A 22,839-nucleotide genomic window follows, 5' to 3' on the forward strand; every position below is an offset into this window, starting at 1 on the left:
CCCGCGGGCCGATCAGCCCTCGGTCCGCTCCACGGGCAGCCACAGCTCGGCGGCGGCCTCCTTGCCGTCCTGTGACATCCGGGTGAGCCGCATGATCTCCGGCCCCGGCCTGGTGCGGTACGGGTTGGACGGGAACCACTGCGAGTAGGCGTCCGCCCAGATGCGCTGCAGCGCCTCCGGGACCGGTCCCGAGCTCTCGAAGACCACCCACGTCCCCGCCGGGACGACGAGGGCGTCCAGGTCCCCGGGCGCGTCGGCGCCGGTCACCACGCCGTGGTAGTAGTCCAGCTCGCTGCCCTCCGCGCGGCCGGGGTCGATGTCGTCGCACACCGAGACGATCCCCCGCGGCTCCTGGTCGGAGAGCGCCGCCATCCGCCCCAGCGTCTCCTGGTCGATGCTCCGGATGTGGTCGGCCATCGGCTGGTTCACCCCCAGGTGGACGAGGGGGATTCGCGCCTTCCTGCCGACCACGCGGAACTCGTCCTTCTCCACGATCCGGTACCGCATGCTCATGCTCCCTTCGATGACGAGGCGGAAGGACATGGGGGGCTGGAAGCGCAGGGCCGCGCCGGTCCGCCTGGCCTCGCCGGGGCCGATGCCGTGCACGGCGCGGAACGCGCGGGCGAACGCCTCGCTGGAGCCGTAGCCGTACCGCACCGCCACGTCGAGCAGCGTCTCCTCCCCGGCGATCACCAGGGCACCGGCGACGCTGAGCCGCCGGCGGCGGACGTACTCCGACAGCGGCATGCCGGCCAGCGCGGAGAACATCCGCCGGAAGTGGTACTCCGACGTGACGGCGATCCGTGCCAGTTCGGCGACGTCGATCCGCTCGTCGAGGTGCTCCTCGATGTGCCGCATGGCCTGGTTCAGCCGGTCCAGCATCCCCGTCTCCTTCTCTTTCGCGTCATCACGCTAGGCGTGGCGAACCAGGCCGGACCCGACATTCCATGCCCGCTCGGATCGGGTACGGCGCCTGCCGTGTCGGCCGGGTCATACGGGTACGGGGCCTGCTCGTCCGGGCCGTTCCTAGGCGTCGGCCCTGCGCCTGCGGTAGGCGCGCTGCCGGCAGGCCCGCGAGCAGTACACGCGGGGGCGGCCCGAGGGGGCGGCGTCCAGCGGGGTGCCGCATTCGGGGCAGCTCTCCGGACTTGTTTCGTCACGACTTTCGTCACTCTCTCTTTCGCGTTCGCGGACGAGCACCTCGACGCCGTCCAGGAGGCGGCGCAGGCCGAACGTGAAGGAGTCCTCCGGGTGGTCCCAGCCGCCCGTCTCCCACAGGCGGGTGAGCGTGGGGTAGCGGTCGAGCCGTTCGTACAGGGAGTCGCGGGCGCCCCACCAGTCCTGCTCGGACACGCCGCTGCGCCGCTCCTCGCGTCGCGTCTCGGCCAGGAGCAGGGCCTCGGCGTCCACGAACCGGCCGAGCAGGTCGATCACCGCGATCACCTCGGACGGTCGCAGCGCGGTGCCGGTCAGCGTGCCGAGCATGTAGTCGTAGTGGGCCACGGCGTTGGGCCCCGGCAGGTGACGGGAGCCGCGCACCTCGGCCAGCCAGGGATGCCGCCCGCGGAGCTCCCACCCCTGCCGGGCCACCTCCACGAGCCGCTCCCGCCAGCCCCCCTCGGCGCCCGGTCCCTCCTCCGGCGCCTCGGCGAGCACCTCGCCCAGGACCTCGTCCCGCATCAGGTCCACGAGCTGGTCGCGCCCGGGAACGTGCCGGTACAGCGACATGGTCGTGAAGCCGAGCCGGTCGGCGACCTTGCGCATCGACAGCCCCTCCAGGCCCTCGGCGTCGGCCAGCTCGATGGCGGCGCGCACGATCCGGCGCAGGCTGAGGCCCGGTCGCGGCTCGCGTTCCACCTCCCGCCACAGCAGCTCCACCCCGTGGTCGGGGTCCCCGGCTCTGCCCTGCGCCATTGGCACCTCCTGTGTTTATGGTGTAATACCTTGTGTACGGTATAAACAGCAAAGGCGGTCAAGCATGTTCCATCTTCACGTCGCCCCCGACGGGGACGACTCCTGGCCCGGCTCCCTCGAACGCCCCTTCGCCACCCTGGAACGGGCCCGGTCGGCCGCCAGGGAGGCGGGCGGAGACGTCGTCGTCCTGCTCCGGGGCGGCACCCACGAACTCGCCCGGCCCCTCGAACTCACCGAGGCCGACTCGGGCGTCGTCTACCAGGCGTACGGGTACGGCACCCCCGCGCGGGAGGAGGCCGTGCTGAGCGGCGGCCGGACGATCACCGGCTGGCGCGAGCGCGACGGCGTCTGGACGGCCGAGGTCGGCGACCTGGAGACCCGCCAGCTCCACGTCGACGGCCGCCGCGCCGCCCGCGCCGGCATCCCGGGCCTGCCGGGCTCGTCCCCGGCCGCGACCGCCACCGGATACGTCACCGACAGCGCCGAGCCGCTCGGCTGGCGCAGCCCCCGCGACGTGGAGTTCGTCCACCGGGGCGTCTACCCGTGGACGGAGGCCCGCCTGGGCGTCGCGGACGTCTCCCGCGACGGCGGCCTGACGGCGATCACCATGGCCCGGCCCGCCTTCGACTGGGCCGCCGAGCTGTACGACTCCACGTGGGACGGCGTCACCTCCACCGGCCCCGGCCTGCCCACCCGGATCGAGAACGACCCGAGCTTCCTGCGCGAGCCGGGCACCTTCGTGCTCGACCGCTCCCGCCCCGGCGACCACGTGCTGCGCTACCTGCCCCGCCCCGGTGAGGACCCCGCGCGCACCCGGGTGGTCGCCCCGGTGCTGGAGACCCTGCTGCGCGTGGCCGGCGCGCGGGGGACGGCGTTCCTGGGGCTGGTGTTCGCCGACGCGACCTGGCTGCGCCCGAGCTGTCCCGAGGGCTTCGTGCACTACCACGGCAGCGGCTACTACGAGGGCGGCGGCGTCGGGGTGGCGGTCCTGGGGGAGGGGGCGTCCGTGACGTATCCCGCCGCTTCCGTGACGATTCCCGCCTGTGTCGTCTTCGAGGACACCGTGGACGCGGTGGTCGAGGGCTGCCGGTTCACCCGGCTCGGGGCGTCCGGGCTGGGCGTGTCCGGCGGCGAAGGGCTCACCGTGCGCGGATGCGACTTCGACACCCTCTCCGCCGGAGCCGTCGTGGTGTCCGGCAGCCGGGGCACGGTGATCGAGGACAACCTGGTGCGCGGCATCGGGCTCGAATACCGCGGATCGCCCGGCATCTCGATCATGGGGACGTCCGGCTGCGTCGTCGCGCACAACGAGATCGGCGACGTGCCGCACTGCGGGATCACGGCCGGACCCGGCGAGGGCACCCGGATCCTGAACAACCGCACCGCCGACACCATGCAGGTCCTGGCCGACGGCGGCGGGGTCTACCTGTCCGGGCCGCAGGGCGACTCGCACGGCAACGGCGCGCTGGTGCGGGGCAACGTCATCGAGGACACCCGCACGCCGTACAACTTCGGGCTCTACACCGACTACGGGGCCTCATGGGTGACGGTCGAGGGCAACGTCGTCGCCCGCGCCGACAACACGGCCGTGCTGCACGTGGGGCCGCCGCTGGAGAACGTCGTCTACCGGGGCAACTTCTGGGACGCCGACCCGCTCGGCCACGACGACCCGCCGAGCGGCGTCACCTACGAGGGGAACGTCACCATCAAGGACGAGCACGAGCTGAACGCCGCCACCGCCGCCATCCGGGCGCGGGCCGGACGGCGGCACCGGGACCGGGACCGGTCGGCCGGGGCCTGAGCCGTCGCGGCCGGCGACGAGGTCAGCGGGCGTCCGGGTGGTCGCCGAACAGCGCGGTGAACCGCTCGCGCGTGAGGAACGCCAGCTGCGCCCGCTTGGTCGGCATGTCGATCTCGCCCTCGAAGGTGAAGCCGGTGATCTTCAGCCGGTTCAGGGCCCGCTCGTTGCGGGCGTCGGGCTCGACGACCAGGCGGCGCGCCTCGGGGTCGCGGAACAGGAACCGGAGCAGGGCCGGGACCACCGCCCCGGTCAGGCCGTGGGGCGGCTGCTGCCCGGGTGCGAGCAACAGGTGCATGCCGACGTCACCGGATCGCACGTCGTAGCGCTCGCCGACCGGGTCGGCGTCCGGCTCGTAGCTCTGGAACAGCCCGATCGGCCGGTCGTCGAGCCGGATCAGGAACGCGTGGTGGGTGGGCAGGCCGTCGACCAGCTCGTAGATCTCCCGGACCTGCTCGACGGAGTGGTCGAGCATGCCCCAGAACGTGGCGCGGGGCTGGGTGACCCAGCCGTGCACCAGTTCGGCGTCCGTCTGCGGGTTCAGCACGGTCAGGCTCAACCGGCCCATGCCCGGTAGGTCCTCTTCGTACACGACCACGGCCATCGTCGGGTCTCCTTCCAGGGGGATGAGGTCGCCGGCGGCCCAGTGCGCCGACTGGTCGAGGAAATGCGGGTCGCCGGCGCGGCCGGAGGATCCGAACGGGACGATCCATCGGCTGGCGGCCCGGTCGCCCACCTGCCAGACGTAGCGGGCGGCGGGCCCGCGCCGGCAGACGTCGGAGACCCCGGGCACGCTGTCGGTGGCCAGCACCGCGTCGTTGTCGCCGGCGAGCCGGACGCGGGCGCGCAGAGCCGCGACGGCGGCGCCCACCGCCGGATCGGCGCCGAGGTGCACCGGGTGCAGCAGGTGACGCTCGCCCCAGGCGTCCGGCTCCGGACCGGCCGCCACCTCGTCGAGCGCCGCCGCGGCCGGCGGCAGCGGGTCACCGCCCAGCCTCGGCAGTCCGGTGACGAGGCCGTCGAGAGCCAGGCCCACGCGCGTGGCCGGGTCGGTCCACGGGGCGAAGCGCTCGTCGAAGGCGCTCGGTGCCCGCAGCGGCCGCAGGGCGGGCTCCTCCGCCAGCCGCCGGGCGAGGGCGGCCCGCCAGGCGGCGAACGCGCCGGCGTCGGCGCTGTCGGCGTCCATGCGGCCGGACCAGGCGAGGAGCCGGTCGCGCAGGATCGCCCCGGCCGGGCTCAGCCGCCGCGCGGGCAGCCGCCGGAGCAGGCTCAGCAGGGCGGCGTGGTCGGCGAGCGTGTCGGTGTGCACGGTGCCGGCGGGCGCGCCGTCGGCCAGTAGCGCCCGGATGCGGCGGGCGCGGTGCGGCGGAGCGAAGTCGCGGCCGAGCTCCGCGTTGTCCCTCGCGCGACGGTCGTTGGCGTGCACCTCGACGTCCGGCACGACGACGGACGGCATCGGGGCGTACCCGGCGTGCCAGCGGTAGCGGGGGTCCCAGCCCGGGACCGGCTCGTCGCGGCAGCGGTCGTCGCGGATCGGCACCCGGCCGGCGACCAGGCGCAGCACCGTGCCGGTGTCGTCGGCGACGAGGACGCTGTTGACCGGCTCCACCCAGTCGCGCAGGGCCTCGGCGACATCGCCGGCGCGGCGGGCACGCAGCAGCGGCAGCAGCGCGTCGAAGCCCAGATCGCCGTCGACACGGGTGGGCGTACGCAGGCTGATCGCCTCGCCGGTGGTCCGGTCGACGTCGATGACCGGGCCGCGTGCCGTTTCGATGATCTCAACCTCGACCGGGTCGCCGCCGCGTACCGCGATCCGTTCGACGTGGTGTGGCACGGCGGTCCAGCCGTCCGCCTCCCGGACCTCGATCCGCCCGTCGCGGCGGCGCAGCCGTTCGCGGTAGAGGTCCTGGTAGTCGGCCATGGCGTTGGTGACGGCCCAGGCGACCGGGCCGGCGTGGCCGAAGTGCGGCACGCCCGGAACGCCGGGGAAGGCCAGCCCGGCCACGTCGAATTCGGGGCAGGAGAGGCGGACCTGCTGGTAGATCCCCGGCAGTTCGAGTACGCGGTGCGGGTCGCCGGCGATCACGGTGGGCCGTCCGGCGCCCGGGTCCCCCGCCACCGCCCAGGCGTTGCTGCCCGCGCCCGCCGGCCCCTCCATGGCGAAGAGGTCGCCGGCCCCGGGACCCAGGGTGGCGCTGACGTGGGCGCGCCACAGCTTGTTCGGGAAGGTCGAGAAGAGGATGTGCTGAACGAGGAAGACGCCGAGCGGCGACCAGGGCCGCCACGGGTCGGGAGCGCAGCCGGCCGCGCCGAATTCCGGAGCGTCGGCGTGCGGCAGGGCGTCGTTGACGCCGTCCACGTAGGCCTCGATCCAGCGCCTGGTCTCCGGGAGCAGTCGCTGGAAGCAGCGGCGGGCGGTGTCGTCCAGCCGGGCCCGCCGGGCGAAACGGTCCCAGGGCACGTGTGCGGGGCCCAGTCGTTCGGCCAGCCGGCCCTCGGAGCGCCATTTCTCGGTCTGCACCTGCCAGGCGCGATCGGTGACGGCCGTGAAGCCCTGCACGTAGGCCAGGTCCTCGACAGTGTCGCCCCACATGTGTGGAATGCCCCACTGATTCCGTCGGGCGGCCCCCCTCCTCACATGATCCTCCTTAGGTTACCCTCTCCTAACTAAGGATTACCTTACTGGAGAAAGCGTGAAGGTTGATCCACTCGTACGCCCGCCACTGTCCAGCCGATCCGGCCGCCGCCACCTGATCCCTCGTAACCCACGGAGGAAGACCTGATGCCCCCCGCCGCCCGCGAGCATCTGCTCACCAACGCCACGGCCGATCGGTACCTGCGCACGGTCACCGACGGCGCGGCCCGTGTCGCCGCCCGGATTGCCGGGGCCGATCGGCCGTTCACCGGGATCGCCCCGGAGCACCTCGCCCTGGAGGTCGCCACGGTCGACCTCGACCGGCCCCTGGGCGACGCGGCCGCCGCCCTGGACGAGCTGAACGACGTGTACCTGCGCGACGCGGTGTACTTCCACCACCCCCGCTACCTGGCCCACCTCAACTGCCCGGTGGTGATCCCGGCGTTGCTGGGCGAGACGGTGCTGGCCGCGGTCAACTCCTCGCTGGACACCTGGGACCAGAGCGCGGGCGGCACGCTGATCGAGCAGCGTCTGATCGACTGGACCGCCCGACGGGCCGGCCTCGGCCCGCTCGCCGACGGGGTCTTCACCAGCGGCGGCAGCCAGTCCAACCTGCAGGCCCTGCTGCTGGCCCGGGAGGAGGCACTCGCCGCGTCCGGACCACCGCGCGCGGAGACACTGCCCCGGCTGCGCGTCCTCGCCTCCGCCGCCGGCCACTTCAGCGTGCAGAAGTCGGCGAAGCTGCTCGGCCTGGCCCCCGACGCGGTCGTCACCGTCGAGGTCGACGCGGACCGGCGGATGCGCCCGGCCGCGCTCGACCGAGCGTTCGAGTGCTGCCGCCGTGACGGCCTCACCGTCATGGCCGTGGTCGCCACCGCCGGCACGACCGACTTCGGCTCGATCGACCCGCTGCCGGAAATCGCCCGGCGCTGCGCGGCGGGCGGCGCCTGGCTGCACGTCGACGCCGCGTACGGATGCGGGTTGCTGGTCTCACGCACCCGCCGCCACCTGCTCGACGGCATCGAGCGGGCCGACTCGGTCACCGTGGACTACCACAAGTCGTTCTTCCAGCCGGTCAGCTCCAGCGCGCTGCTGGTGCGCGACGGCCGCGCCCTGCGGCACGCCACCTACCACGCCGACTACCTCAACCCCGAGCGGACGGTGGCCGAGCGCATTCCCAACCAGGTGAACAAGAGCCTGCAGACCACCCGCCGCTTCGACGCGCTCAAGCTGTGGATGACCCTGCGCGTCATGGGCGCCGACGCGATCGGCGAACTCTTCGACGACGTGGTGGACCGTGCCGCGGCCGCCTGGAGTCTGCTCAGCGAGGATCCCCGCTTCGAGGTCGTCACCCGCTCGCAGCTGAGCACCGTCGTGTTCCGCTACCTGCCGACCGGGCCGGGGCGCGCGTACGCCGACGAGGCCAACCTGCACGCCCGGGCGGCGCTGGCCGCCTCCGGTGACGCGGTGGTCGCGGGCACCACGGTCGACGGCCGGCACTTCCTCAAGTTCACCCTGCTCAACCCCGAGACGACGATCGACGACATCGCCGCCGTCGTGGAACTCGTCGCCGAGCACGCCGACCGGTACGTCGAACGTGTGATCGGCCCGATTCCCGCCTGCACCGCCTCGTGACCCGCCACTCGACCACCGGGAGACCCGCCATGCCGACCCACGACTTCATCGCGATCGGGCTCGGCCCGTTCAACCTGGGGCTGGCCTGCCTGACCGAGCCGATCGCCGAACTGGACGGGCTGTTCCTGGAGGCCCGCCCGCGGGCGGACTTCGGCTGGCACACCGGGATGGTGATGGACGGCACGCACCTGCAGACACCCTTCCTCTGCGACCTGGTGACCCTCGCCGACCCGACGTCGCCGTACTCGTTCCTCAACTACCTCAAGCAGTCCGGGCGCCTCTACCCCTTCTACATCCGGGAGGACTTCTATCCGCTGCGCAGCGAGTACAACAACTACTGCCGCTGGGTCGCGGACCGGCTGAGCAACGTGCGTTTCGGCCAGGCCGTGACCGAGGTGCGCTACGACGACCGGGACGGGCTCTACGTCGTCCGGGCCGGCGAGCGGCACACGTACCGCGCCCGGCGTCTCGTCCTCGGGACCGGGACGCAGCCGCACATCCCGGAGGCCTGCCGGCACCTCGGCGGCGACGTGGTGCACAACTCGGCGTACCTGACGCACCGCGACGCCCTGCGCCGCAAGCGCAGCATCACCGTCGTCGGCAGCGGGCAGAGCGCCGCCGAGGTCTACCACGACCTGCTCGGCACCATCGACACCGACGGATACCAGCTCAACTGGATCACCCGGTCGCCGCGGTTCTTCCCGCTGGAGTACACGAAGCTGACGCTGGAGATGACGTCACCGGACTACATCGACTACTTCCACGCGCTGCCCGAGCCGACCCGGTACCGCCTGGAGAGCGAGCAGAAGGGACTGTTCAAGGGGATCAGCGCCGAACTGGTCAACGCCATCTACGACCTGCTGTACGCCAAGAGCGTCGACCGGCCGGTGCCCACCCGCCTGCTGACCAACACCGCGCTGACCGGCGCCGCCCACGACAGGGCCACCGGCACGTACACCCTGGATCTGCGCCACGAGGAGCAAGGGCGCGAATTCACGCTGACCACCGAGGCCCTGGTGCTGGCCACCGGATACCGGCACACCGTACCGGCGTTCCTGGAGCCGATCAGAGACCGGATCCGGTGGGACGCGGCCGGCCGCTACGACGTGGCCCGCAACTACAGCATCGACGTCACCGGCCGCGGCATCTTCGTGCAGAACGCCGGCACGCACACGCACAGCGTCACCTCGCCGGATCTCGGCATGGGCGCCTATCGCAACTCGTCGATCGTGCGTGAGCTGCTCGGCCGCGAGCACTACCCGATCGAGAAGAGCATCGCCTTCCAGGAGTTCGGCGCGCCGGCGGGGGCGCCGGCATGACCGCCGCCTTCGTTCACGGCGAGTACTCGCTGCGCCCGCTCGACGTCGAGGCCGACATCGGGCTTCTGCACCGCTGGGTGACGCACCCCAAGGCGGTGTACTGGATGATGCAGGACGCCGACGTGGCCGACGTCGCCGCCGAGTACCGGCGCATCGCCGCGCACCCGCACCACGAGGCGTACCTGGGCCTGTACCGCGGTGAGCCGGCATTCCTGGCCGAACGCTACGACCCCCGGCACGTCGAGCTGGTCGGACTGTACGAGCCCGAGGACGGCGACATCGGCATGCACTTCCTCACCGCGCCGGCCGGGACGCCGGTGCACGGCTTCACCCGCGCGGTGATCACCACCGTGATGGCCTGGCTCTTCGCCGACCCCGCCGTGCGCCGGGTGGTCGTCGAACCCGACATCCGCAACACCGCCGTACACGCCCTCAACGCCGTCGTCGGCTTCACCGCCGTCGGCCCGATCGCCAAGCCCGAGAAGACCGCACTGCTCAGCGTATGCACCCGCGCGCAGTTCCTCGCCGCCACCGGAGTACCCACGTGATCAACGCCGCCATCGCCCACCTCGTCCCCGCGCACTGGGAGCGCGCCAACCGGCTGCTCGTGCGCAAGGCGCTCGCCGAGTTCGTCCACGAGCGGCTGCTGACCCCGGTCCCCGACGGCGACGGCTTCTCGGTCCGCGGCGACGACGGCGCGGTGGAGTACCGGTTCACCGCCCGTATGTACGCCCTCGACCACTGGGAGATCGACGCGGACGGCATCACCCGGCACCGGGCCGGCGCCGAGCTGCCGCTGGACGCGCTGGACCTCTTCCTCGACATGCGCGGCGCGCTCGGACTGCGCGACGAGATCCTGCCGGTGTACCTGGAGGAGATCACCGCCACCCTGGCGAGCAGCGCCTGGAAGCTCGGCCACCGCACCCGGTGCGCCCGGGAACTGGCCACCGCCGACTTCCAGGCCATCGAGTCCGGAATGACCGAGGGACACCCCGGCTTCGTCGCCAACAACGGCCGGATCGGCTTCGGCGTCGACGACTACCACCGGTACGCGCCGGAGGTGGCGGCGCCGGTCCGGCTGGTCTGGCTGGCCGCACACCGCGACCACGCCACGTTCACCTGCAGCGCGGACACCGACTACGACCGCCATGTCCGCGACGAGCTCGGCGCGGACACCGTCGCCGCGTTCGCCGCCACCCTGGCCGACCTCGGCCTCGACCCGGCCGACTACCTGTTTCTGCCGGCGCACCCGTGGCAGTGGTGGAACAAGCTGTCGGTGACCTTCGCCGGCGAGCTCGCCACCCGCCGGCTGGTCTTCCTCGGCCGCGGACCCGACGAGTACGTGGCCCAGCAGTCGATCCGCACCTTCTTCAATGTCTCCGATCCGGCGCGGCACTACGTCAAGACCTCCGTGTCGGTGCTGAACATGGGCTTCATGCGCGGACTGTCCGCGGCGTACATGCAGGCCACCCCCGCCATCAACGACTGGCTGGCGGAGCTGGTCGCGGGCGACGAGGTGTTCCGGGCGAGCGGGCTCACCATCCTGCGCGAACGCGCCGCGATCGGTTACCGGCACCGGCGGTTCGAGGCGGCCACCGACCGCTACTCGCCCTACCGCAAGATGCTCGCCGCGCTGTGGCGCGAGAGCCCGGTGCCGGCGCTGCGGCCCGGCGAGCGGCTCGCCACCATGGCCTCGCTGCTGCATGTCGACCAGCAGGGCCATTCCCTGGCCGCGGCGCTCATCGAACGCTCCGGGCTGCCGCCACGGGTATGGCTGCGCCGCTACCTGGACGCCTACCTCACCCCGCTGCTGCACGCGTTCTACGCGTACGACCTGGCGTTCATGCCGCACGGCGAGAACGTCATCCTGGTGCTCGCCGACGACGCGGTGAACCGAGTGATCTTCAAGGACATCGCCGAGGAGATCGTCGTCATGGACGCCGACGCGCCGCTGCCCGAGTCCGTGGAGCGCATCCGCGCCGACGTGCCGGAGGACATGCGGCTGCTGTCCATCTTCACCGACGTGTTCGACGGTTTCCTGCGCTACCTCAACGTCATTCTCGCCGAACGGGAACTGCTCACGCAGGAGGAGTTCTGGGGCACGGTGGCCGAATGCGCTCTCGCGTACCAGGAAGGCGCCACCCACCTGGCTGATCGATTCGCCCGCTACGACCTGTTCGCAGCGGAGTTCGCGCTGTCCTGCCTCAACCGGCTCCAGCTGCGCGACAACCAGCAGATGGTGGACCTCGCCGACCCGTCGGCCGCGCTGCAACTGGTCGGCACGCTGCGCAACCCGATCGCCGCCTTCGCGCCCCGGCGGACGGACACGGTCCTGGCCGCGTCGTGACCGTGGCCACCGCACCGGCGCGGCAGCGGTGCCGGTGCGGTGGACGCGTCACGGCGGTGCCGGTCCGCCTCTCGCGTCGCGACGCCGCCTGACCGGTGCGCACGGCGGTCAGGCCGGGCGGCCGACCTGCCCCGGGCTCCGGGCGCGCTAGTCGTCGTCCTCGTCAGAGGAGTGGTCCCTGGGCGCGTCGAGGCCGGCGCCGCCGAGGAACGCGGTCAGGGGGCCGTCGGCGAGCCTGCCCTTGCTACGGGCCTTGAGCAGGTCCCGTCCCGCCTCCTGGATCTTCCTGCCCGCCTCGCGGGCCTTGCCCTCGGCGAGCTTGCGGGACGCCTCCCGGATCCTGTGGTGCGTCTTGCGCGCCAGGCGCGGGTCGATGCCGCCGCGCTCCTGCTGGGCGGTCACGGCCCGGTCGAAGGCCGCCAGCCAGGCACGCGGATCCCGTACGGCGGGCCGGGCCGGGGCCGCCGTACGGGTCGGCATGGGCGTCGGCGTGAGGGCCGGCCGTGCCGTGGGCGGGGTGGTCGGGGCCGGGGTGGCGGAGGGCTCCCGCTCGCGGACCGGTTCCACGGGGGCGGCGGCGGACACGGTGGCGGTGACGGTCCCGTCGGAGTCGGACGAGCCCGAGAACAGGGTCGCCGCCCCCACGGTGGCGATCACGATGGCCACGAGGGCCGCGCCGACCTGAAGGAGGAGCCGCCGGTCCCCTCTCGGCCCGGCGGACCGGCCGGGCCGTACGGCGGGCGGAGCGACCGGCGGGACCGGCGGGGCCGCGAACACGGTGGTGTCGCCCGCACGGGCCGCCACCGGGGGATCGGCCGGGTGGGCGCCGGACGGGGCGGGCGGTGCCGGGAAGGCGGGCCGTACGGGGGGACCGGCCGGGCGGGCGGCCGGGGCGGCGGGGCGGGCCGGGGGGCGGACCGAGCGGGCGATGCCGTCCAGGACCTGGCGCACCTGCTCGGCCCCGGCGGGCCGCCCGCCCGGGTTCTTGGCGAGCATGGCCATGACGAGCCGTTCCAGCTCGGCGGGGACGTCCGGCCGGTGGACGCCGAGCGGATCGGGGGAGCGGTGGACGTGCTGGTGGACCAGCTCGGGCACCGAGCCGGTGAACGGCGGGCGCCCGCACAGCAGCTCGTAGGCGACGCAGCCGAGCCCGTACAGGTCGGAGGCCGCCTCCCCGCCGGACTCGCCGATCTGCTCGGGCGCGAGGTAGGCGGCGGTGCCCACGATGGCGCCGGTCGTGGTCGGCCGGGCGGCCTCGCCGGCGATGCGCGCGAGACCGAAGCCGACGACCTTCAGCGTGCCGTCACCGCTCAGGTGGAGGTTGGCGGGCTTGACGTCGCGGTGCACCACCCCGGCGCGGTGCGCCGCCGCCAGCCCCGCCGCGGCCTGGGCGAGCAGGAGGCAGGTCTCGGCCACCGGCAGCGGGCCGCGGGCCGCCAGTTCGGCGGCGAGGTCGCGGCCGGTCAGCAGCTCCATGACCATGAAGCGGCGGTTCGCCTCCTGGCCGACGTCCAGCAGGGTGACCGTGTTGGGGTGCACGATCTGCGCCGCCGCCCGTATCTCGCGGGCGAACCGCTCGGCTGCGGCGACACCGCCGGTCGACGGGTCAAGGATCTTGACGGCGACCGCCACGTCGAGCCGGTGGTCGTATCCCCGCCACACCTCGGCCACGGCGCCCCGGCCGATCCGCTCCACGAGCCGATACCGCCCCACGATCAGATCAGGCGTCACATCCGGCATACCCGCCCCTACTGACTCCGTCCCGGCAACTCGGGCCAACCTTACGGGTGCCCCGGCTGTCGCGGGGACGGCTCGGGGGCGCGGGTGACGCCCGCACGCGTCATGACCTGGGCCGCGCGGTCAGTCCGGCGGAACCAGAAGGGCGTCGACGAGCCGTACGGCGTCCGCGCTCTCCCCGGGGCGCCCGCTGAGGGCCTTGACGATCATGGCGCCCACCAGGGCCTCGCCCAGTTCCGTGACGGGCGCGTCGCCGCGCAGCTGGCCGGCCTCGACCCCCGTGGCGAGGCGCGCGGCGAGCGAGGAGTCTCCGCCGAGGCTGTCCCGCAGCCGGCCGCCGATCTGCTCGTTCGCCGTCGCGGCGGCGATCAGCGAGATCATCAGCCCGCGTCCGTCCGGCTCCTGAAGAAGCTGGAAGAGCTGCTCCAGCCACGCGATGAGATCGGCGCGCAGATCTCCGGTGTCCGGGATCGTCAGCCGGGACGGCAGCAGCATCCCGTCCAGGAGGCAGTCCGCCACGAGGTCGCTCTTGGCCGGCCACCAGCGGTAGATCGTCTGCTTGCTCACTCCCGCCTCGGCGGCGATCCCTTCGATCGACAGGTGCTCATAGCCCCGCTGGGCGAACAGCCTCGCGGTCGCCTGAAGGATCGCCAGTCGCGCGCTTTCGCTGCGGGGCGCCCCGCGACGTTGGTTCGGCATGGCCCTCATGCTAACAAATTCACCAATACGGTGCGTTGCGTATTACTATTCCCGGGAACTTTGAAGGGACGAATACATGGCCGAACTCCTCTACCGGCTGGGCAGGGCCGCCGCACGGCGCGCGTGGATCACGATCGGCGCGTGGGTGGCGCTGCTGATCCTGGCCGGCGTGAGCTTCGCGGCCGGTTCCGGAACGCTGACCTCGAACTTCGACATCCCCAACACGGCCTCGTCGAAGGTCATCGACGAGCTCAGCGACACGCTCCCCGACTTCGCCGGGGCGTCCGGCACCGTCGTGTTCCACACCGCCGACGGCTCGGCGTTCACCCGGGAGCAACAGGGGCGGATCAGCGCACTGGTCGCGGAAGCCGACGGCCTCAAGGGCGTCGCGCAGGTCGTCGACCCGTTCGAGACCGAGCGGCAGCGGGCGGACCAGGAGCGGAAACTCGCCGACGGCAAGCGGCAGATCAAGGACGGCCGCGCCCGGCTGGACGACGGCCGGTCGCAGCTGGACGCCGGTGCGAAGCAGCTCGCGGACGCCCAGGCCCGGCTCGACGCGGCGCGCAAGCAGATGAAGGCGGCGGGCGCGCCGGCGCAGCGGCTCGCGGCGCTAGACGCGCAGCAGAAGCTGCTGGACAAGCAGAAGGCGACGCTCGCGAAGCAACAGAAGAAGATCGACGATTCGCGTGCCGAGCTCAAGGGGAACGACGAGGAGCTCGCGCTCGGCGAGCGACTGCTCGCCCACGCGTCGAAGATCCGCATGGTCTCGGAGGACGGCTCCGCCGCCCGGGTGACGATCGCGTTCACCGAGCCCCGCATGGAGCTGGCCCCCGAGACGAAGGACGGGGTCATCGACCACTTCACGTCGAAGCCGATCGACGGTGTCGGGGCCGACTTCTCCACCGACATCGCGCAGGGCGTCCCGCAGATCATCGGCGTCGGCGAAGCGGTCGGCGTCGTGATCGCCGCGGTCGTCCTGCTCGTCATGCTCGGCAGCGTCGTGGCCGCGTCGTTCCCGATCGTCACGGCGCTCGTCGGCGTGGCCACCGGCGTCCTGGCGGCCCTCGCCTTCTCGGGCATGGTGCAGATGGCCTCGGTGACCCCGGTCCTCGGCGTCATGCTGGGCCTGGCCGTCGGGATCGACTACTCGCTGTTCATCGTCAACCGCCACCGCAAGCAGCTGCTGCAGGGCGTCGGCGTCCACGAGTCCATCGGTCTCGCCAACGGCACCGCCGGCAACGCCGTCGTGTTCGCCGGGTCGACCGTGATCGTCGCCCTGCTCGCGCTCAACATCACCGGCGTCCCGTTCCTCGGCCTGATGGGCACGGTCGGCGCCGCGTGCGTGCTGATCGCCGTACTCGTCGCGATCACGCTCACGCCCGCCCTGCTCGGACTCACGGGCATGCGCGTGCTCTCCCGCAGGAACCGTGAACGCGTGCCGGCGGCTCCGGCCGCTGCGGATGCCGCGCCGTCCGCCGTGCCGGCGGGCAAGCCCGTCAAGCCCATGCCGACGTGGCGTGCGATCGTGACGGCCCTCGTCTCGGTGGCCGCCCTGCTCGTCGTCGCGATCCCGGTCCTGTCCATGCGGCTCGGCCTTCCCGACGGTTCGTCCGAGCCGAACGGGTCGACCACGAACACGGCCTTCACCGTCACCGAGCGCGAATTCGGCGCGGGTGCGAACGGGCCGCTCATCGTGGTCGCCACCCTCCCCGCCGCGGTGCCGGACGACGACCTCACCACGGCCGAGGTGACCATCGCGGACGCCCTCGCGGATCTCGACGACATAGCCGCGGTCGCCCCCGCCGGCGTGTCCGACGACAAGAGGGTCATAGCGTTCCAGGTCGCGCCCTCCGAAGGGCCGAACAGCGAATCGACCGAGCAGCTCGTCCGTGACCTGCGCACGATGAAGCCCATCTTCGTGGAAGCCGTGAACGGCGACGCATCGCTCGGGGTGGCGGGCCAGGCGGCGATCAACATCGACATCTCCGAAAGCCTCGCGGAGGTCCTGCCGCTGTACCTCACGATCGTGGTCGGCCTGTCGCTTCTCATCATGATCGTGGTCTTCCGCTCGTTCCTGGTGCCGCTGGTCGCGACCGGCGGGTTCATCCTGTCGCTGCTGGCGACCTTCGGAGCGGTCGTCGCCGTGTTCCAGTGGGGCTGGTTCGCCGGCCCGCTCGGCATCGACGGGGTCGGCCCGATCCTGAGCTTCCTGCCGGTGATCCTGGTCGGCATCCTGTTCGGCCTCGCGATGGACTACCAGCTGTTCCTCGCCTCCGGCATGCGCGAGGCGTACGTGCACGGGTCACCGGCGCGTCTCGCGGTCATGCAGGGCCTGCGCGCCGGCCGCTCGGTGGTCATAGCGGCGGGCGTCATCATGGTGGCGGTGTTCGGCGGGTTCGTGTTCAGCGAGTCGATCATCATCCGCTCGGTCGGGTTCGGCCTGGCCTTCGGGGTGCTCCTGGACGCGTTCATCGTGCGACTGCTGCTGATGCCGGCGCTCATGCACCTGCTCGGAAAGTCGGCCTGGTGGATCCCGAAGTGGCTCGACCGGATCATGCCGAACGTGGACGTCGAGGGCGCGGCGCTCGAACGGCGGCACCCCCTCCACCACTGAGGCGTGTCCCGCCCGGTATCGCACCCGGGGCGGCCGGGCACTTCCCCCTGATGCGCGGACACCCTGGTCTCCAGATCATGGAGACCAGGGTGTCTTCTCATCTCCATGAAGTCCCGCTCGGCCGAGCTCGAAGTCGTGGAGCGCCGAAACGGCATTCCGCGAACAACGGCTGACGGTTCGCCGCGCCGGCGAAGGCGATGACATAGGCGTTGAAAACCCAAGGGGTCGGGTGCGATGTCGAATCGGGCCGGTCCCGCGGGTGGGCGTGCATGCCGGTGCACGCCCACCGCCTTCTTCCGGGGCCCGCTCCTCTAGGACCGGCTCGCCAGCGCGTAGCCCGCCTGCTCCACCGCGGCCCGGATCTCCTCGTCGGTGAATCCCGAGCCGTTGACAGTGACCGAGCCGGTGGGGAGATCGACGGCCACGCCGGTGACACCGCCGACCTTGCCGATCTCACCGGAGACCGACGAGACGCAGTGCCCGCAGGTCATCCCGCTCACCGAATAGGTCTTGCCGTCCGCCGTGCCCACCTCGACGGGCGCCTCGGTCCGAGCGGTCTCCGTGCCGCACGCGCACGCAGTGCACATGTCCGTCCTCCTTCTCTTTTACCCCCTGGGGGTATCCTCGGGCGAGACTGTAACATACCCGTAGGGGGTTTGTCTTCCCCGGTTCGCTCCCCAGGGGAGTCGGGCGAGGGCCGTCCGGCCGGTCCCGCCCCGCCGTCGCCGCGCCTCTTGGGCCGGGGCCGCGGCGGGCGCGTCGCCCGCCGGAGCCGGGCGGGTCGAGGACGCGCCGCAAGGACCGCGTCGCCCCGGCCGCCATGATCGTCTTTTTGGCGGGTCTGGCCTGGTCTTATATCGCTCTCGGTATCGATGTCGCGGTCATACGAATATTGGACATCCACCGATCCCCTCTGGTGTGCTCGCAGCTCCGTTGTTGTCGAGAGCTAAGGACGCGGAATGCGACCCCTGCACACCCGGCGTTTCCCCGCGGCGCTGAAGGCCGCCGCGTTGACCGTCTCCGTTCTGGCGGGTGGCACGATCTACGGCCCGGGCACGGCCACGGCGGCCGTCCAGACCTCCGCCGCGGCCGTCCACGCGCCGACGGCGCAGGTCCGGTACGACCGGCAGGCCGCCGCGCCGTCCGGCCAGGCCGAGGCCGGTCGCCGGCTGCGCGCGCTGGAGGCGTCGTTCGACGGCCGCATCGGCGTCTACGCCGTCGACACGGCCACCGGGAAGAAGATCACCCACCGGGCCGGGGAGCGTTTCCCGCTGCTGTCCACTTTCAAGGCGGTGGCCGCCGCCGCGGTGCTGAACAAGGCCCGCACGACCGAGCCCGGACTGATGGACAAGGTCGTCCACTGGACGCAGGACGAGGTGAAGGAGAACTCGCCGGTCACCGAGGACCACGTGGAGGACGGGCTGACCGTCGCCGAGCTGTGCGAGGCGGCCATCACCCAGAGCGACAACACGGCCGGCAACATGCTGCTGAAGCAGATCGGCGGCCCGGCCGGACTCACCCGGTACTTCCGCACCCTCAAGGACCCGATCTCCCGCCTGGACCGCTGGGAGACCGAGCTGAACATCTGGAGTCCCAAGGAGAAGCGGGACACCACCACCCCCGCGGCCGTCGCGGCCGACCTGCGCGAGCTGACGCTCGGTGACGCGCTGAACGCCAAGGACCGGGCGCGGCTGAACGGGTGGCTGCGCGCGAACAAGACCGGTGACAAGCGCATCCGCGCCGGGCTGCCCAAGAGCTGGACCATCGGCGACAAGACCGGCGCGAGCTCGTACCACGGCTCGACGAACGACATCGCCGTCGTCTGGCCGGAGAACGCCAAGGCCCCGCTGGTCATGGCGATCTACACCACCCACCGGGCCGCCAAGGCGCCCAACGACGACAAGGCCGTCGCCGACACCGCGACCATCGTCGCCGAGGCCCTCGGCAAGCTCCCCAGGAGCTGATCCGGGCTCGGCGAACGCCGCCTTCCGGCCCAGGCCGCACCCGTCGGCCGCCTCTGTCGCCTCTGCCGCCTTCCGGGCCAGGCGTCACCAATTCTGTAGAAATGCTCGGTTTTATGTAATGTTCATACGATTCTTTGATCACTTACGTATGGGACATCAAGTGAGCGTTTCTGCGGCCTATGTGACATTCGCCGATCCGGACGGGATGGACGACGAGAAGGAGACCGCTCTCGCGGCCTGGGCCGATGCCGGGATCACCGGGCGCGTCGTGCGCTGGGACGATCCCGAGGCGGACTGGGCAGGCTTCGACGCCGTCGTGGTCCGTTCCCCCTGGGACTACATCGACCGCCGTGAGGAGTTCCTCGGCTGGGCCCGTCGCGTCGAGCGGGTCACCCGGCTGCTGAACCCGGCCGCCGTGCTGGAGCGCAACACCGACAAGACCTACATGCGGGACCTGGACGCGCCCTTCATCCCGACTCACTGGATCGGGCCGGGTGAGGCGCCCGACCTGCCGGTCCTGGACGAGTACGTGGTCAAGCCCGCCGTCTCGGCCGGGGCGCGCGACACGATCAGGACCCGCGACCGCGGCAAGGCCGAGGCCCACGCCGCCCGGATCGCCGCCGAGGGCCGGACCGCGATGGTCCAGCCGTACCTGGACATGGTCGAGGCCGAGGGGGAGACCTCGCTGCTGTACTTCGGCGGCCGGTTCAGCCACGCCGTACGGCGCAGCGCGGCGCTGGCCGCCGGGTCCGCCACCGATCGGCAGAACAGCCGGGCCGAGCTGCGCGACCCCGCGGCCGACCAGGTCGCGCTGGCCGAACGGGTGCTCGGTGAGCTGCCGGACCTGCTCTACGCCCGCGTCGACATGGTCCGCCTGGCCGACGGGACCCCGGTCCTCATCGAGCTGGAGCTGACCGAGCCCTACCTGTTCCTGCGCTACGCGCCCGGCGCCGCCGAGCGCCTCGCCCGCGCCCTCGCCGACGCGATCTGACCCGCCCGCCGCGCCCCGCGCGGTCCTGACCGGAAGGCCCGGCGCGGCGCGCGAGCGGCCCGGGGAGGGAACCGATACGGCGTGCGCCCCGGCGCAGTGGGGCGCACGCCGTACGGGGCTCATCTCGGCGTCGTCACCGCCGGAGGCGGGAGCGGGTCAGCCGTGCGCGGTGATCCCGCCGTCCACCGGGATGACCGTCCCGGTCAGGTAGGCCCCCGCCCGCGAGGCGAGGAAGATCGCGGTACCGGCCATGTCCTCGGGGGTGCCGATGCGGCCGAGCGGTACGTGCGACTCGATCGCCGAGCGGGTCGCCGGGTCGTTCAGCGCGAACGCCATCATCTTCGACTCGAACGGCCCGGGCGCGATGGCGTTGACCGTGATCGAGTCCGCGGCGAGCCGCTGGGACAGGTGCCGGGTCAGCATGTGGACGGCCGCCTTGGTCGCCGAGTAGGCGTAGGTCTCCATGGCCGGGACGCGGATGCCGTCCACGGAACCGACGTTGATCACCCTGGCCGGGTCGCCGGGGCTCGCGGCGGCGCGCAGCAGCGGCAGGAACCGCCGGGTCAGGCCGAACACGCCCTTGACGTTGATCCCCCAGAGCTTGTCGAAGGCCGCCTCGGGATACTCCTCAAGGGGCGCGCCCCAGGTGGCGCCGGCGTTGTTGACCAGCACGTCCAGCCGCGACTCCCGCGCCGAGACCGCCTCCACCAGCGCGGCGGCGCCGTCCTCGGTGGACAGGTCGGCCGGTACGGCGACGCAGCCCAGCTCGGCGGCGGTCTTCTCCGCCTCGGCGGCCTTGCGCGAGGAGATGTAGACGGTGGCCCCGGCCCGCACGAAACCCGCCGCGATCATGCGGCCGATGCCCCGGGAGCCGCCGGTGACGACGACCGTCTTGCCTTCCACGGAGAACAGAGTCATGTTCTGCAGCATGCCGTACCGGCGGCTTCACCGTCCACGCGGTCCCGTCCCCCGCCTCCCGTGCCGCCGGGGGCGCGAGGGCCGTTTCATGAGCCGGGAGGGCCGCGCGGGAGGGCGCGGGGGCCGCCTCCGGTGCGCTTCCGGACCGCGTAGGACACCCCTTCCGGGACCGTGAGGGACACCCCTTCCGGGCCGTGTCGAACGCCCTTTCCGGGCTGTCCGTCGTCGCTTCCCACAGTCACCCGTGCGCCGTCAAGCCCGTCTCACCGGGGGTTCGGGCCGTGACTGAAAAGAAATATCACGCCAGGAAACGAGAGTGAAACAATCTTCCACCATTCGTTGACACGCGCCGTCCCTATGGTGTGCCTTCTTCTACAACGATTCACCGGTTCGAAGGTGGGACAGAAACGATGACCAGATTGGGCGGGCGCCTCGCGGCGCTGGGCGTGGCGCTGGTGATGGCCACACTCCCCGCTGCGCAAGGGCAGGCGCAGACACAGGCCACTCGGGCGCAGACCGTACAGCAGAAGGCTCCCGCGGCCGGAAAGAAGATCGTCCGCATCGGCGCGACGCAGGCCGTCGACTCGATGAGCCCGTTCCTGGCGGTCCGGCTGGTCTCCTCGTCGGTCCACCGGTGGATCTACAGCTACCTCACGGTCCCCGACCCCAAGACCCTGCAGCCGAGCCCCGAGCTGGCCGAGTCGTGGGAGACCTCCGACGACAAGCTGACGTGGACCTTCAAGATCCGCGACACCAAGTGGTCCGACGGCCAGCCGGTCACCGCGCAGGACGTCGCGTGGACGTTCAACACGATCATGACGAACGACGCGGCCAAGCAGGGCAACGGCCCGGCCGTGGAGAACTTCGAGAGCGTCACCGCCACCGACGACCGGACCCTGGTCATCAAGACCAAGAAGCCGCAGGCGTCGATGCTGGACAACCCCATCCCGATCGTGCCCAAGCACGTCTGGGAGAAGGCCGGCGACCCCGGCCAGTTCCAGAACGACCAGTACCCGATCGTCGGCTCCGGCCCCTTCATCGCGGTCGAGCACAAGAAGGACGCCTACGTCAGGCTTGAGGCCAACCCCAACTACTGGCGGGGCAAGCCCAAGATCGACGAGCTGGACGTCGTCTTCTACGAGAACCCCGAGGCCGCCATCACCGGCCTGAAGAAGGGCGACATCGACCTGATCGGCCGCCTGGACGCCCCGCAGTACGAGGCGCTCAAGGGCGACCCGAACATCGTGCAGTGGAACGGCAACGGCCGCCGGGCCGCCTACCTCCAGATCAACCACGGCGCCACCACGATCGACGACAAGCCGGTCGGCGACGGCCACCCGGCGCTGAAGGACCCGAAGGTCCGCCAGGCCATCCACTACGCGATCGACAAGCAGGCCCTGGTCGACCAGGTGCAGAACGGCCTGGCCGTGCCCGCCGACGGGTCGATCATCCCGCCGATGTACAAGGACTTCTTCTGGCAGGCCGAGGGTGACGAGAAGGTCACCTTCGACGTCGCCAAGGCCAACCAGATCCTCGACGACGCCGGCTACAAGAAGGGCTCGGACGGCGTCCGGACCATGCCCGACGGCAAGCGCAAGCTGGAGATGCGGTTCAGCATCCACACCGACACCCCCGTCGAGGAGAAGCTCGCCCAGTACCTCACCGGCTGGTTCAAGCAGATCGGCATCACGCTGACCACCAGGAAGCTCGACTCGACCAAGTTCACCGAGGAGACCGGCTTCACCGGCCTGTTCGACATCGCCATCAGCGGCTGGTCGGTCAACCCCGACCCCGAGGAGATCCTCGCCACCCACCTGTGCAGCCGCAGGCCCACGGCCAGTGGCGACGGCGGCGGCACCGAGTCGTTCTACTGCAACCCCGACTACGAGAAGCTCTACCAGGAGCAGCTCAGCGAGCTCGACCGCGCCAAGCGCGCCGAGGTCATCAAGAAGATGGAGAAGCAGCTCTACACCGACGCCCCGGTGATCGCCCTCTACTACCAGAACGACCTGGAGGGCTACCGCAAGGACCGGATCTCCAGCATCACCCCGATGCCGGAGGACAAGGGCCTCTTCTACGGCGCCAGCGGCCACTGGCCGATCTACTCGCTGGACGCCCCGGCCCCGGCGGCCGCGGGTTCCGCCGGTGACGGCGGCTCCAGCACCGGCCCGATCATCGGCGGCATCGCGGCCGTCGTGGTCATCGGCGCCCTGGGCTTCTTCCTGGCCCGCCGCCGCCGTTCCGTCACCGACGACCGCGAGTAGCGTC

Annotated in this window: 16 protein-coding genes; 9 read left to right on the forward strand and 7 right to left on the reverse strand. The window is 71.8% G+C overall.

Translation table 11 applies throughout. The features are described 5' to 3' along the window. Positions 1–12: 12 nt before the first annotated feature. Positions 13–882 (reverse strand): AraC family transcriptional regulator, encoded by an 870-nt coding sequence (locus ACQP10_RS09270; RefSeq protein ID WP_179818973.1) that lies wholly within the window; start codon positions 880–882, stop codon positions 13–15. A 144-nt stretch (positions 883–1,026) separates the two neighbouring features. Beyond that, positions 1,027–1,914 carry a TetR/AcrR family transcriptional regulator gene (locus ACQP10_RS09275; protein WP_346020766.1) on the reverse strand — a complete coding sequence of 296 codons (888 nt, stop codon included), beginning with the start codon at positions 1,912–1,914 and terminating at the stop codon, positions 1,027–1,029. A 64-nt stretch (positions 1,915–1,978) separates the two neighbouring features. On the opposite strand from ACQP10_RS09275, the gene ACQP10_RS09280 reads away from it, so the two are divergent. Then, positions 1,979–3,715 carry a right-handed parallel beta-helix repeat-containing protein gene (locus ACQP10_RS09280; RefSeq protein ID WP_433541222.1) on the forward strand — a complete coding sequence of 579 codons (1,737 nt, stop codon included), beginning with the start codon at positions 1,979–1,981 and terminating at the stop codon, positions 3,713–3,715. 22 nt (positions 3,716–3,737) lie between these two features. Here the strand turns inward: ACQP10_RS09280 and ACQP10_RS09285 are convergent, their stop codons facing one another. Next, a complete protein-coding gene (locus ACQP10_RS09285) occupies positions 3,738–6,350 on the reverse strand; it encodes a GNAT family N-acetyltransferase (protein WP_433541223.1) in 2,613 nt (870 codons plus the stop codon). A gap of 144 nt (positions 6,351–6,494) precedes the next feature. Here ACQP10_RS09285 and ACQP10_RS09290 point away from each other — a divergent pair, with 144 nt between their 5' ends. The 4 genes from ACQP10_RS09290 to ACQP10_RS09305 are packed head-to-tail and all read left to right on the forward strand — an operon-like array spanning position 6,495 to position 11,648. Next, a complete protein-coding gene (locus tag ACQP10_RS09290) occupies positions 6,495–7,982 on the forward strand; it encodes a pyridoxal phosphate-dependent decarboxylase family protein (RefSeq protein ID WP_433541224.1) in 1,488 nt (495 codons plus the stop codon). Positions 7,983–8,011: 29 nt separating this feature from the next. Further along, positions 8,012–9,301 (forward strand): lysine N(6)-hydroxylase/L-ornithine N(5)-oxygenase family protein, encoded by a 1,290-nt coding sequence (locus ACQP10_RS09295; RefSeq protein ID WP_346020762.1) that lies wholly within the window; start codon positions 8,012–8,014, stop codon positions 9,299–9,301. After that, positions 9,298–9,849: a GNAT family N-acetyltransferase gene (locus ACQP10_RS09300; RefSeq protein WP_346020761.1), complete on the forward strand. Its 552-nt coding sequence runs from the start codon at positions 9,298–9,300 to the stop codon at positions 9,847–9,849. Before ACQP10_RS09295 ends, ACQP10_RS09300 begins: the two co-directional genes overlap by 4 nt. Beyond that, the gene (locus ACQP10_RS09305) at positions 9,846–11,648 is read left to right on the forward strand and encodes an IucA/IucC family protein (protein WP_433541225.1); all 1,803 of its coding nucleotides are present in this window, start codon (positions 9,846–9,848) and stop codon (positions 11,646–11,648) included. Before ACQP10_RS09300 ends, ACQP10_RS09305 begins: the two co-directional genes overlap by 4 nt. A gap of 147 nt (positions 11,649–11,795) precedes the next feature. Here the strand turns inward: ACQP10_RS09305 and ACQP10_RS09310 are convergent, their stop codons facing one another. Both ACQP10_RS09310 and ACQP10_RS09315 read right to left on the reverse strand, forming a co-directional pair. Next, positions 11,796–13,388 (reverse strand): serine/threonine-protein kinase, encoded by a 1,593-nt coding sequence (locus ACQP10_RS09310; RefSeq protein ID WP_346020760.1) that lies wholly within the window; start codon positions 13,386–13,388, stop codon positions 11,796–11,798. Between the two features lie 120 nt (positions 13,389–13,508). Then, positions 13,509–14,084, reverse strand: coding sequence for a TetR/AcrR family transcriptional regulator (locus ACQP10_RS09315; RefSeq protein ID WP_346020759.1), 576 nt, complete (start codon positions 14,082–14,084; stop codon positions 13,509–13,511). Between the two features lie 76 nt (positions 14,085–14,160). On the opposite strand from ACQP10_RS09315, the gene ACQP10_RS09320 reads away from it, so the two are divergent. Then, a complete protein-coding gene (locus ACQP10_RS09320) occupies positions 14,161–16,698 on the forward strand; it encodes an MMPL family transporter (protein ID WP_346020758.1) in 2,538 nt (845 codons plus the stop codon). A gap of 311 nt (positions 16,699–17,009) precedes the next feature. On the opposite strand, the gene ACQP10_RS09325 is transcribed toward ACQP10_RS09320, so the two are convergent. Further along, on the reverse strand, positions 17,010–17,285 hold the full coding sequence (locus ACQP10_RS09325; RefSeq protein WP_346020757.1) for a heavy-metal-associated domain-containing protein: 276 nt from the start codon (positions 17,283–17,285) through the stop codon (positions 17,010–17,012). A gap of 372 nt (positions 17,286–17,657) precedes the next feature. On the opposite strand from ACQP10_RS09325, the gene bla reads away from it, so the two are divergent. Beyond that, positions 17,658–18,662, forward strand: coding sequence for a class A beta-lactamase (gene bla / locus ACQP10_RS09330; protein WP_346020756.1), 1,005 nt, complete (start codon positions 17,658–17,660; stop codon positions 18,660–18,662). Between the two features lie 160 nt (positions 18,663–18,822). Further along, positions 18,823–19,653 carry an ATP-grasp domain-containing protein gene (locus tag ACQP10_RS09335; protein ID WP_346020755.1) on the forward strand — a complete coding sequence of 277 codons (831 nt, stop codon included), beginning with the start codon at positions 18,823–18,825 and terminating at the stop codon, positions 19,651–19,653. A 156-nt stretch (positions 19,654–19,809) separates the two neighbouring features. Here the strand turns inward: ACQP10_RS09335 and ACQP10_RS09340 are convergent, their stop codons facing one another. Continuing rightward, the gene (locus tag ACQP10_RS09340; protein WP_346020754.1) at positions 19,810–20,571 is read right to left on the reverse strand and encodes an SDR family oxidoreductase; all 762 of its coding nucleotides are present in this window, start codon (positions 20,569–20,571) and stop codon (positions 19,810–19,812) included. Between the two features lie 410 nt (positions 20,572–20,981). Here ACQP10_RS09340 and ACQP10_RS09345 point away from each other — a divergent pair, with 410 nt between their 5' ends. Then, positions 20,982–22,835, forward strand: a complete 1,854-nt coding sequence (locus ACQP10_RS09345; protein ID WP_433541226.1) for an ABC transporter substrate-binding protein — start codon at positions 20,982–20,984, stop codon at positions 22,833–22,835. Positions 22,836–22,839 lie beyond the last annotated feature (4 nt).

The sequence above is a fragment of the Streptosporangium sandarakinum genome, from assembly GCF_050942225.1.
Classification (GTDB): Bacteria; Actinomycetota; Actinomycetes; order Streptosporangiales; family Streptosporangiaceae; genus Streptosporangium; species Streptosporangium nondiastaticum.